We start from the raw sequence: 12,388 nt of genomic DNA, 5'->3' as shown, positions 1-12,388 counted from the left end.
CATTGTTTATGGATAATAACGCTTTTTAGAGTGATAGCACAATTTTTGTACATAATAGAACTTTATGCGATTGTATTTGTCCACCCCCGGGTTAAAGAGCAGTAGTGAGCAGTTACACTAAATACAGCGAACAACTAGATGAAGACCTGGTGTTGCGGGTGCAACAAGGCGATAAATCTGCATTTGATTTTTTGGTGATTAAATATCAGCATAGAATCATTCAGTTGGTAAATCGTTATGTCAAAGACCCCAGTGAGGCTCAGGACGTGGCTCAGGAAGCTTTTATCAAAGCTTATCGTGCGTTGGGGGATTTCAGGGGCGACTCGGCTTTTTATACCTGGCTTTATCGTATTGCCATTAATACGGCAAAAAATTACCTGGTATCACGATCAAGAAGAAGCGCTAATTATCATGTCGATATTCAGGATGCCGAGGCTTTTGAAAATGCACCACAGTTGCAGGGAATGGATACCCCTGAACAGTTATTATTAAATCAGGAAATAGTCGACACTATTAAAATCGTCATTGAAAAGCTTCCTGAAGATATGCGCACAGCCATTATGTTGCGTGAATTTGAGGGCATGAGTTACGAAGAAATTGCACAAGCAATGGATTGTCCTATTGGTACGGTACGGTCACGCATTTTTAGAGCGCGTGAGGCGATCGATGATAAATTAAACCCTTTGCTTGAACACGGTGGTTTTTAATGCCTGAAGATTTAAATTTAAAAATATCTCAATTTCTTGATAATGAACTTGATCAAGTCGATGCTTTGTCTTGTTTGAAAAGAATGCAATCCCGGCCTGAGTTGAAAGACAAGTTGAGGCGTTATGAAATGATTAGTCATGCCATGAAAAAAGACGCTTTTTTATTAATCAAAGCCGATTTTTCAACAAAAATACATCAGCAGATACAGCAAGAACCGGTTTATTTTTTACCTCAACATAAGTCATTTAAGCGTAGCCATAAACAAATTGCGGTCGCGGCATCACTGGTTATTGTTGCCGTAATTGCAGGACGGAGTATAAACATTTCCAATCAGTCGGTTAACGCGGTAACAGCGCTCCAGGTTGCGCAGAATAAACCCCATCAACAGCCGGATAAGCCTGTTGAAGCTACGCAATATCCACTCAATAAACAAATTAATGATTATCTTCAAGCCCATAATAATAGTGTTTATACCAATGGTGAGGCTGATTTTCAGCCCTATGCCAGAGTAACGGCATCCAGTAGGCCGTCCGAGAATAGAAAACCGATTGCGGAAAAGCCAGTTCGGTCAGATTTTCCGCTCATTTTCGTTAAATAGCACAACTATTTGCCTCAAATGATCAAAAAACCTGACTCAAAACGGCTTCTCCTCGCTACAGCTTCTATTCTCGGACAGCTTCCCAGTAATAATAAATGACTGCGATTAAGCATTTCTTTGTAGTTTTAATTTTATCTATCGGGATTGTTTCGGCAAAAGAACCTGAGTTAACTGCTCGCCAAATATTGATGAAAATGAACCATGCCATGGCAGTCTTAAATTATCAAGGCACGGTTGCATTCTTTAAAAATGGCAAACTGGAGCCAATGAAATATGTCCACGTGGCTAAAAATGGTGTTGAGCAGGAACGTCTATTGTCGTTAAACTCGCCGTTGCGTGAAATTATCAGGGACGCAGGTAAAGTTAGTTGCCTGTTTAAGGAAACACAGCAAACGCAGGTCGATTACCGGCCATTTGAACGCTCTTTTCTGGTTGATATGCCGAGCAATCTGGATGATATAAGTGCTATTTATGAGTTCAGGCTAGTGGGGCAGGAGAATATTGCCATGCTGCCGAGCTACGTTATTACCATCCAACCCCAAGATAATGTAAGGTATTTACGAAAAATATGGGTTGAAAAACGCTATTTTTTGCCCCTTAAAGTAGCTGTTTACGACCATTCTGGTACTCTTTTAGAACAGGTTGTTTTTACCGATATAGCCGTTAAAGATGCGTTGTCTTTTATTACGATTAAATCCCTGGATACCAAGAATTCAGCTCAGCACATCCAACAGATACCGACGCAATCCCCGGATCAGGCGGCATTTGTTGTAACAGCGCTGCCAGCAGGTTTTCGGGGTATATTTTTTGCCCGTAAGCCCATACACAATAATGAACAACCTGTTGATCATTTATTGTTAAGTGATGGCTTTACTTCCGTGTCAATTTATATGGAAAGCAAAAGTGCCGGAATGTTGTCGGGTCTTCAATCTGTCGGTGCGGTTAATTTATATAGCCGAACCATCAATAATTATCAACTGACGGTAATGGGTGAAGTGCCCGCAGAAACCGCAAAATATATTGCCGAAGGTATCAAACTTCGGGATTTGACGAATTGAATCATTGTGTTTACGCCAGGTACTATAAGAACATGGAATTGGAGTGCTTACGCTTTACTGGATGTTAAATACTGATAGTATAGGCATAGGCAGCAAGTTTATTTGTTATAAGTCACAGTAATGTATTTATTTTATTAATGTTAGGGAATGGAGTTTTTATGCTTAAAAAGCTTGGTTGGTCTGTTTTTCTGGTTTTTCTTTGTAGTCAAAATGTAGTAGCGCAGCTACCAGACTTTACCGAAATGGTAAAGGTTAATGGCGTCGCAGTAGTCAACATCAGTACTACCCAAAAAGCGCCGGTCGAGGTTGCCGGAGCACCTAAAGAACAACAGCCCATGCCTGAAGGGTTGCCGCCTGAAATGGAAGAGCTGTTTAAACGTTTTTTTAATAATCCTGATGGTGGTAACGGTGGTGGTGAGGGTGGAAGTGGAGACACCCAGTCGCTGGGCTCCGGTTTTATTATTTCCAAAGATGGCTATATATTAACCAATCATCATGTCGTTAAAGATGCTGATGAAATCATTGTTAAATTTTCTGATAGACGGGAATTAATAGCAAAGCTTATCGGTTCGGATACGCGTACCGATGTGGCGGTATTAAAAGTCGAAGCGACTGATTTGCCGGTAGTGACTATTGGAGACCCTGCTAAACTGCAGGTTGGTGAGTGGGTTTTAGCGATTGGTTCACCATTTGGTTTTGAGCAGTCAGTGACAGCAGGTATAGTCAGTGCTAAAGGCCGCAGTTTGCCGGGTGGCAATTATGTGCCGTTTATACAAACGGATGTGGCGATTAATCCAGGCAATTCAGGCGGGCCGCTATTTAATATGGATGGTAAAGTTGTGGGTATCAACTCACAAATTTATAGCCGTACCGGTGGCTTTATGGGTCTTTCATTCTCTATTCCGATGGATATAGTGATGAATGTCGTTGAGCAAATAAAATCGAGCGGTAAAGCGGCGCATGGCTGGTTAGGCGTGCAAATTCAGGACGTCACTCGTGAATTGGCTGAATCATTTAATATGAAGAAACCACAGGGAGCATTAGTTTCTAAAGTGATTCCTGGTAGTCCTGCAGAAAAAGCAGACTTGCAGATTGGTGATATTATTACCGAGTTTAATGGTCAACCGATTGAAAAGTCAGGTGATTTACCACCTATGGTTGGTATGACACCGATTAATGATAAAGCAACGCTAAAAATTCTCAGGCAAGGTAATGAGAAAACGCTAAATTTCAGTATAGGACTTTTACCGGAACAGATTGATAAAGTCGCTGATACCAAAGCCGAGAAGGCTAGGCCCACCAATAGATTGGGCATTAGTGTTACTGATTTAACCGCTGAAGAAAGAGAGGTCTTGCAAGTTATTAAAGGCGGTGTGTTGGTTCAAAGTGTCGAAAAAGGTATTGCCAAGAATGCGGGTATCCAACCTGGCGATGTTATTTTACGCATTGGTAATAATGTTATTGTTGGTGTCGCTGAATTTGAAAAGACCCTTAAAACCCTTCCTGTAGGGAAATCTGTCGCTGTGTTAATTCAGCGTCGTGGTAGTCCTGCCTTTTTGGCACTTAAAATAGATAAGTAATGTTGTGGTACAAAGCTAAAAAGCGATCGTAAGTAAATGATTGCAGTAAGAGCTTAATAACTCAAAAACGGCGGATTTATTCCGCCGTTTTTTTGATTGATTTTTGTCCACGAAAAGAACGAAAGACACGAAAGACACGAAAAAATTCACAGGTTACAACATCAAGTAAACGTGTAGAGTTTCTCGTAGCCATTTAAAGGATTACAATCAGGGTAAATGTCGAGATTGGTTTTGGCATAAAAAGATTGTCAGGTAGATAAGGAAAAAAATTTATATTGTTCAACATTATACTGTAGGGACAGATCCATGTGCCTGTTCTACATTTAATCAACCCTGTTAAGTTTGCCTAACGCATAGTTCGCTCCTGGGTGTTTTCATGAGTTCCATGCTACCTAAAATGCCCCTGTTTTTGTTTTTTGCGGCACAATCGCCATTTGCTGATTGATGGTTCTTAACTAAACTTACCACCCTGTTGCGCATTTAGTTTAAAATCTATTTAAATTGATCCTGTGTACATCCTGATTACTTATTTTAAATAATGCAAACAACATCCTTTGAAGTTTTAACTACATTATCGACCTTGCGTGATTATATTCGTTGGGCAGCCAGTCGATTTACCCAAGCCAGGGTCAGTTTTGGTCATGGGACGGTCACTGCGCTTGATGAAGCCGCAGCTTTGGTCTTGCATACCGTTTATCAGCCTTATAATCTGGCTGAAGCTTATCTGGACACCGTGCTAACGATGCATGAGCGCCAGGCTGTCATTACTATTATTGATAGACGGATTAATGAAAGAATACCGGCATCTTATTTAACTAATGAAGCTATTTTTGCAGGCTTGTCATTTTACGTTGATCCAAGGGTTTTGGTGCCCAGATCACCCATTGCTGAATTAATCGAACAACGCTTTTCGCCCTGGGTAGAAGAAGATCAGGTCGGGCGTATTCTGGATTTATGTACCGGCAGTGCTTGTATTGCCATCGCCTGTGCTTATGCTTTTCAAAATGCTTTGGTTGATGCCGTTGATTTATCCGTTGATGCCCTGGCTGTCGCTGAAATCAATATTGAAAATCATCAGCTATCCGACTCGGTGACACTCTATCAGTCGGATTTGTTTAAAGCACTGCCACCCGTTCAATACGATGTTATCGTCAGTAATCCACCTTATGTCTGTCATCAAGAATGGGAAAATTTGCCGCAGGAGTTTCGTGCGGAGCCGGATATGGGCTTTAAAGGTGGCCTTACCGGTCTGGATATTGTTCTTCGTATATTGGTTGATGCGGATGATTATTTGGCCGAGCAGGGCATTTTGGTTGTGGAGGTCGGTAGTAGTGCAGAAACTCTGCAGAACACTTTCCCTGATGTGCCATTTTACTGGCTGGATTTTGAACGGGGCGGCGATGGCGTATTTTTGCTGACCGCTGAACAGGTTCATGACTATCACGAATTATTTATCGCGGCCTTACGTTAATTATGTCTGGAAATACAATAGGAAAACTTTTTACCGTCACTTCGTTTGGCGAAAGTCATGGTCCTGCCATCGGCTGTATCGTTGATGGCTGCCCTCCGGGACTGGCTTTGACAGAAGCCGATTTACAGGAAGATCTTGATCGTAGGAAACCGGGTACTTCAAGGTATACCACGCAACGGCGTGAAGCCGATGAGGTTAGAATTTTGTCGGGGGTGTTTGAAGGTAAAACAACCGGTACGCCGATTGGTTTGCTCATTGAGAATACTGATCAACGCTCTAAAGATTATTCCAAAATTGCCGATACCTTCAGACCGGGACATGCGGATTACACTTACCAGCAGAAGTATGGATTTAGAGATTATCGTGGCGGCGGGCGCTCATCGGCACGGGAAACTGCCATGCGTGTCGCCGCTGGCGGTATTGCCAAAAAATATCTCAAAGAGCAGGCGGGTATAGAGATTCGTGGTTATTTATCGCAACTGGGACCGATAAAAATTGAAAAGCTCGATTGGAGTATTATTGACAGCAACCCTTTCTTTTGTCCTGACGCTGATAAAGTTCCTGAAATGGAAGCTTATATGGATGCCTTGCGCAAGGAAGGCGAATCGATAGGTGCAAGAATTGAAGTGGTAGCAACCAATGTCCCACCCGGTTTGGGTGAACCCATTTTTGACCGACTTGATGCCGATTTGGCTCATGCTCTAATGAGTATTAATGCGGTAAAAGGCGTGGAAATCGGTGATGGCTTTGCTTGCATTGATACTAAAGGTACACAGTTTCGCGATGAAATAACGCCAGCCGGTTTTTTAAGTAATCATGCCGGTGGTATTTTGGGGGGGATTTCCAGTGGTCAATCAATTACCGCCAGTATCGCTTTAAAAGCAACGTCCAGCTTGCGACTGGCCGGTAAAAGTATCAATCAGCAAGGTGAGGCAATTGATGTGATTACCCAAGGTCGTCATGATCCCTGTGTTGGTATTCGTGCCACGCCAATTGCCGAAGCGATGATGGCAATTGTGTTGATGGATCATTTTCTGCGTCACCGGGCCCAAAATATGGGTGTTGTGTCAGGATTGCCGATTTTGCGATAATCTTGTAGGGGCAATCCTGTGTGATTGTCCTGATTAAAGCCGTTGTGGTTAACCATTTTTATAGTGGTATTTTCGACTACCAACTTAACCAGGGACAGATACCATCCCTTGAAGGGATGTTATCAGTAAAATTATCCCACTTTAAATGGGTAGCCATATTTTCAATAGGTTTGGAAAAGAGATGCCCCTTTTTTTACATGAATAATTAAATGTCTGTTCCATACTGGCGATTGTCAGGGTTTTATTTTTTTTATTTTGCCACGCTAGGCTGTTTTGTCCCTTACTGGAGCCTTTATTTAAAAGGGATTGGCTTTAATCCCGTTGAAATTGGTGAGCTTTCTGCGTTGTTGGTAGGCACCAAAATTATTGCCCCTTTGTTGTGGGGCTGGATTGCCGACCATACCGGAAAAAGTTTACGTATAATTCGTCTGGCTGCATTTTTTGCAGCAGTGCTTTTTGCCGGCTTTTTATATGTCCATGATTATTTATGGGTTGCCGTAATAACGATCAGTTTCAGTTTTTTTTGGAATGCCGTGTTGCCGCAATTTGAAGCCGTTACTCTGTTTCATTTAAAAAAGGAAGCGCATCGTTACAGTCAAATAAGGCTGTGGGGATCGGTTGGTTTTATTGTCACGGTGTTAGGCATGGGACTTATACTCGATAAGTTGCCTGTTGCAACACTTCCGGTTGCCATTGTCGTGTTGTTGGTTTTAAACTGGTGGGTCACCTTAATAACGCCCGAAGCCAAGTCTGTCAGCCATCGATCTGCTTCGCTTGGGATGTTGCAAATAATAAAAAGACCTGAAGTCTTGGCTTTTTTTGTGGTTAACATATTACTGCAAGTGGCTCATGCACCATATTATGTTTTTTATTCGATTTATTTAAAGCAAAATCATTATTCAGCAACAGTTACCGGATTACTCTGGGCGCTTGGAGTTTTAGCGGAGATCGTTTTATTTCTGTATATGAGACGTTTGTTAAAACGCTTTTCTTTAAGAGCTATTTTATTATTTAGTTTGGTGCTGGCCACAGGTCGCTGGTTAATAATAGGCTGGTGTCCTGATTATTTGGGTTTGTTGATTTTTGCCCAATTATTACATGCCGCAACTTTTGGCGGTGTTCATGTTGTTGCCATACATCTGGTGCATCTTTATTTTGGCGACCAGCATCAGGGTAAAGGTCAGGCACTATATAGCAGTCTTAGTTTTGGTGTCGGCGGTGTCCTGGGTAGTCTTTATAGCGGTTATTACTGGGAGTCATTGGGTTCAAGGTTTGTTTATTCAGTGGCGGCACTCTGTTGCGGTCTTGCCTTGGTGATTACTTATATCTGGGTAGGTAGGGAAAATTCTCAAAAATCGACGGCATTAGGTTAGAATAAGGCGCAAGATTCAAGATTTTTTCAGCTTATATTGGCTCCAATTTACTTTATCAGGAAACAAAGTGTTTGAAATAATAAAAAGCGGTGGCTGGATGATGCTACCCATCATGCTATGTTCAATTGGTGCAATGGGTATTGTCGTCGAACGTTTTTGGTCGTTACAAAAAAAGAAGATATTGCCACCGGAATTGGTTCCTCAGGTATGGAAATTATCTCGCGAAAAAAGATTGGATGATGTTGCTTTACATCGTTTAAAGACCAGTTCGCCTCTTGGTTGTATCTTGGCGGCTGGTCTTGCGAACAGGCATCATGGCCGGGATGTGATGAAAGAATGTATTGAAGAATCAGGCAGAAAAGTTGTGCATGATTTGGAGCGCTATCTTAATACCTTGGGTACTATTGCAACAATAAGTCCATTATTGGGTTTGTTGGGAACGGTGTTTGGTATGATAGATATTTTCGCGTCATTGATGCAGCATGGTTCCGGAGATCCCAGTGTTTTAGCAGGCGGCATTTCGGTCGCATTAATTACCACAGCAGCAGGATTAACCGTAGGCATACCCAGTTTGATTTTTCATCGCTACTTTGAAAGATTGGTGGATGAATATGTCGTCGATATGGAAGCTGAAGCATTAAAACTGATAGATATACTACATGGAGACCGCGAGGTATCCTGATGAATTTTCGACATAAAAAAAGAGAAAAACTTGATATTACTTTGATATCAATGATAGATGTACTGTTTGTGTTATTACTCTTCTTTGTGGTTTCCACCACGTTTAATCGTAACACGGAAGTGAAGGTTACATTGCCTGAGGCGGCTGGAGCAGAAGCAGAACAAGCGCCTAAAATGATTACCTTAACGATTGATGCAGACGGTACTTATTATTTAATGGGCGACAATGGTGTCTCTAACAAGTTGGTCAATCAGGACGTGGAAACCTTAAAACAGGAGTTATTGAAGTTTACAGAGCAATCAAAGGATGTCCCTTTTATCATTAATGCCGATGGCAAAACGCCTCATCAGGCTGTTATTACGGCATTGCAGTGCGCCAGTGAAGCCGGGTTTAGCCATATTACCTTTGCCGCACAACAGCCAAAGACAGTACCATGAAAAAAACGTTAACGCGCTGGGCGGCAGATATTTGGTATAAAGACCATTTTCTGGGGGTGTGGTTATCGCTTTTTGGTTTTTTATTCAGCGATGCGGTGAAGTTCAGAAGATTTTTATATCGCTTGGGTGTATTGAAATCATATACCTTACCGGTTCCGGTTATTGTCGTCGGTAATATTACTGTCGGTGGCACCGGCAAAACGCCGTTAGTTATTTGGTTGGCACGGTTTCTTAAAGATTCAGGATTTAACCCCGGCATTATCAGTCGCGGTTACGGTGGACAGGCACAATCATGGCCACAACCGGTTACTGCTGACAGCGATGCCAATCAAGTGGGTGATGAAGCCTTATTAATCGCTACACAAACCGGTTGCCCTATGGCTGTAGGGCCATTACGGGTAGAGGCTGCAAAAATGCTGCTTTCGCAAGCCGATTGTAATGTTATTTTATCCGATGATGGTCTACAGCATTATGCCTTAAACAGAACTATCGAAATTGCGGTCATTGATGGGGAAAGACGTTTTGGTAACGGGCACTGTTTACCTGCTGGGCCTTTACGTGAACCGATAGAAAGATTACAACGTGTCGATTTTGTTATCGTCAATGGCGAAAAATACGAAGATCATGAGTTTTCCATGCAACTCGTTGGCCAAACATTGGTTAATGTAGTGACCGGAGAGCAAAAACCGTTACCAGAATTTAATGCCGTTGAGTGCCATGCATTAGCAGGGATTGGTAATCCTGAGCGCTTTTTTAAGCAGCTTGAAGTGGCGGGATTGATTTGTGCAACTCATAGTTTTCCCGATCATTATTCCTTTCAGCGTCACGATATTGACTTTGGCGACAATAAACCGGTGTTAATGACCGAAAAAGATGCGGTAAAATGCACAGAATTTGCAGGATTACAGCATTGGTATCTTCCAGTAAAAGCCGTTCCTGATACTGTTTTTTCAGAACAATTATTAAATTTACTTAAGAGAAAAGTATGATAGATAGAAAATTACTTGATATTTTGGTGTGTCCTTTATGCAAGAGCCCACTGATTTATGATAAGCCTAGAGCAGAATTAATCTGCCGGGCTGATCGCCTGGCTTTTCCTGTTCGCGATGACATCCCTGTGATGCTTGAGGATGAAGCCCGCGAGTTAAGTAGCGAAGAAACTGATGCATTATATAAATGAATCTGTGCTTTAAAGTCGTTATTCCGGCACGATACGCCTCAACCAGATTACCGGGTAAACCGTTATTGGCTATTGCCGGTAAAGCCATGATTGCTCATGTCTGTGAGCGGGCGCAGGAAGCTGGTGCGGAAGAAATTGTCGTCGCTACTGATGATCAACGAATTTTTCAAGCTGTTTACGATTTAGGCATTAATGTCGTAATGACGCGTCCTGATCATCAAAGTGGTACGGAAAGAATCGCTGAAGTCGCACAGCAATGCGGTTGGGCAGGTGATGAAATTATCGTAAATTTGCAAGGTGATGAACCACTGATTCCACCCTCAATGATTCGTGAAGTAGCGGTTGCATTAGCAGGGCAGAAACTGGCAGGTATAGCAACGCTGGCTGCAAAAATCAGTCATGCAGAAGAAATATTTAATCCAAATGCTGTTAAAGTGGTCTTGAATAAAGCCGGTTACGCACTTTATTTTAGTCGTGCGCCAATTCCCTGGGAAAGAGAAACTTTTACCCAGACAGGTGGAAAACCGTCAGAAGGCAGGCAATATCTTCGGCACATCGGACTTTATGCCTATACAGTCGATTTTTTAAACCGTTATTGTTCCTGGGAGCCATCACCATTGGAGTCGATTGAATCACTGGAACAACTCAGAATACTATGGCATGGCGAAGCAATCATCGTTAACGTGGTGGAAAAAACCCCGGAAGCCGGTGTCGATACCCAACAGGATTTGATGCGCGTAGAACAAGCATTATTATTGAAGTGCTAAACAGGAACATCATCGCTGTAAAGTAAGCTGTTATACCAGCAAATAATTGCGATTATTTGCCATAAAGTGTTAATAACCGTAATTTAGAATTTTTTTGTGATGTTTTACCAATCATTCAATACCTTAAAAGCATTGAATATTTTGCAGGACATTATATTTTTTTAATCCCACTTATATCCGGGTCGCTCAAGAGCTGTTAATGGAAGAATTTCATAGAATAAGTCGTTTACCCCCTTACGTTTTTAACATTGTTAACGAGCTAAAAGCTAAAGCCCGAGCGGCGGGAGAGGATATTATTGATTTTGGCATGGGTAATCCCGATCAGCCAACGCCTAAACATATTGTTGATAAAATGGTTGAAGCAACGCTGCGAACTGATACGCATCGTTACTCAGTTTCCAAAGGGATTCCCCGTTTAAGAAAGGCTATCTGTAATTGGTATAAAATCCGTTTTGATGTCGACCTGGATCCTGAAACCGAAGCGATTGTCACCATTGGTTCCAAAGAAGGTTTGGCGCATTTGGCTTTGGCAACACTGGGGCCTGGTGATGTTGTGCTGGTACCTAATCCGGCTTATCCCATACATCCTTATGGGGTAGTAATTGCTGGCGCAGATTTACGGCATGTGCCAATGATTCCGGGCGGCGATTTTTTTGAAGAGTTGCAAAAAGCCATTGTTGATTCATGGCCCAAACCCAAAATGTTAATTCTTAATTTTCCGGGAAATCCTACCACTGAATGTGTGGATCTGGATTTTTTTGAAAAGATTATCGCCGTGGCTAAAGAGCATCATATCTGGGTAGTACAGGATATTGCCTATGCGGATATTGTTTTTGATGGTTATGTAGCGCCCTCCATTCTTCAGGTTGAAGGCGCGAAAGACATTGCCGTAGAATTTTTCTCCATGTCTAAAAGTTATAACATGCCTGGTTGGCGCGTGGGTTTTATGTGTGGTAACAAAGAGCTGGTTACTGCGTTGGCCAAGATTAAATCCTATCTGGATTATGGTACGTTTACGCCGATTCAAATCGCTGCCATTGCTGCCCTGGAAGGCCCACAAGACTGTGTCAAGGAAATCGCCGAGATCTATAGAAAAAGACGCGATGTGTTATGCGAGGGTTTAAATGCTGCCGGCTGGCCTGTTCAAAAACCTAAAGCCACCATGTTTGTCTGGGCAAAAATTCCGGAAGCTTATCAAGCTATGGGGTCGCTGGAATTTTGTAAAAAATTACTGGCAGAAGCAAAAGTGGCGGTTTCCCCAGGAATTGGTTTTGGTCAGTACGGAGATGATCATGTCCGTTTTGGTTTAATCGAGAATGAACACCGGACACGTCAGGCAGTGCGAGGTATCCGCCTTATGATGAAAAAAGACGGTATTAAACAGGTAGCCAAGTAAAACCTTAAGGGCGATAAAATTGCCCCATTCAATTGGAACGTGAACGA

At 42.3% G+C, this 12,388-nt stretch carries 13 protein-coding genes; all 13 read left to right on the top strand.

What is annotated here, in order from left to right; genetic code table 11:
• The first annotated feature begins 104 nt into the window (after positions 1–104).
• The 13 genes from rpoE to alaC all read left to right on the top strand — a co-directional run bounded on the left by rpoE (position 105) and on the right by alaC (position 12,341).
• Positions 105–707 (top strand): RNA polymerase sigma factor RpoE, encoded by a 603-nt coding sequence (gene rpoE, locus KKZ03_RS17495; protein WP_243218068.1) that lies wholly within the window; start codon positions 105–107, stop codon positions 705–707.
• Positions 707–1,306 carry a sigma-E factor negative regulatory protein gene (locus tag KKZ03_RS17490; protein WP_243218067.1) on the top strand — a complete coding sequence of 200 codons (600 nt, stop codon included), beginning with the start codon at positions 707–709 and terminating at the stop codon, positions 1,304–1,306. Before rpoE ends, KKZ03_RS17490 begins: the two co-directional genes overlap by 1 nt.
• 95 nt (positions 1,307–1,401) lie before the next feature.
• The gene (locus tag KKZ03_RS17485) at positions 1,402–2,364 is read left to right on the top strand and encodes a MucB/RseB C-terminal domain-containing protein (RefSeq protein WP_243218066.1); all 963 of its coding nucleotides are present in this window, start codon (positions 1,402–1,404) and stop codon (positions 2,362–2,364) included.
• A 158-nt stretch (positions 2,365–2,522) separates the two neighbouring features.
• Positions 2,523–3,944 carry a DegQ family serine endoprotease gene (locus tag KKZ03_RS17480; protein WP_243218065.1) on the top strand — a complete coding sequence of 474 codons (1,422 nt, stop codon included), beginning with the start codon at positions 2,523–2,525 and terminating at the stop codon, positions 3,942–3,944.
• Positions 3,945–4,482: 538 nt separating this feature from the next.
• On the top strand, positions 4,483–5,415 hold the full coding sequence (prmB, locus tag KKZ03_RS17475) for a 50S ribosomal protein L3 N(5)-glutamine methyltransferase (RefSeq protein ID WP_243218064.1): 933 nt from the start codon (positions 4,483–4,485) through the stop codon (positions 5,413–5,415).
• 2 nt (positions 5,416–5,417) lie between these two features.
• Positions 5,418–6,506 (top strand): chorismate synthase, encoded by a 1,089-nt coding sequence (gene aroC, locus KKZ03_RS17470; RefSeq protein ID WP_243218063.1) that lies wholly within the window; start codon positions 5,418–5,420, stop codon positions 6,504–6,506.
• Positions 6,507–6,715: 209 nt separating this feature from the next.
• Complete coding sequence (locus tag KKZ03_RS17465) at positions 6,716–7,879, top strand: MFS transporter (protein WP_243218062.1); 1,164 nt, start codon at positions 6,716–6,718, stop codon at positions 7,877–7,879.
• A 67-nt stretch (positions 7,880–7,946) separates the two neighbouring features.
• Complete coding sequence (locus KKZ03_RS17460; protein ID WP_243218061.1) at positions 7,947–8,561, top strand: MotA/TolQ/ExbB proton channel family protein; 615 nt, start codon at positions 7,947–7,949, stop codon at positions 8,559–8,561.
• Entirely contained in the window at positions 8,561–8,998 is a 438-nt protein-coding gene (locus tag KKZ03_RS17455) for a biopolymer transporter ExbD (RefSeq protein WP_243218060.1), read from the top strand. Before KKZ03_RS17460 ends, KKZ03_RS17455 begins: the two co-directional genes overlap by 1 nt.
• Complete coding sequence (gene lpxK / locus KKZ03_RS17450) at positions 8,995–9,987, top strand: tetraacyldisaccharide 4'-kinase (protein WP_243218059.1); 993 nt, start codon at positions 8,995–8,997, stop codon at positions 9,985–9,987. Before KKZ03_RS17455 ends, lpxK begins: the two co-directional genes overlap by 4 nt.
• Complete coding sequence (locus KKZ03_RS17445) at positions 9,987–10,178, top strand: Trm112 family protein (protein WP_243221666.1); 192 nt, start codon at positions 9,987–9,989, stop codon at positions 10,176–10,178. The genes lpxK and KKZ03_RS17445 overlap by 1 nt, the downstream gene beginning before the upstream one ends.
• Complete coding sequence (kdsB, locus tag KKZ03_RS17440; protein WP_243218058.1) at positions 10,175–10,945, top strand: 3-deoxy-manno-octulosonate cytidylyltransferase; 771 nt, start codon at positions 10,175–10,177, stop codon at positions 10,943–10,945. The genes KKZ03_RS17445 and kdsB overlap by 4 nt, the downstream gene beginning before the upstream one ends.
• Positions 10,946–11,144: 199 nt before the next feature.
• Positions 11,145–12,341 carry an alanine transaminase gene (gene alaC, locus KKZ03_RS17435; protein WP_243218057.1) on the top strand — a complete coding sequence of 399 codons (1,197 nt, stop codon included), beginning with the start codon at positions 11,145–11,147 and terminating at the stop codon, positions 12,339–12,341.
• Positions 12,342–12,388 lie beyond the last annotated feature (47 nt).

Origin of the sequence: Methylobacter sp. S3L5C, from assembly GCF_022788635.1 — a bacterium.
In the GTDB taxonomy this organism is placed as follows: Bacteria; Pseudomonadota; Gammaproteobacteria; order Methylococcales; family Methylomonadaceae; genus Methylobacter_C.
The sequence above is the reverse complement of the archived record's forward strand: the minus strand, read 5'-3'. Positions and strand labels throughout refer to the sequence as shown.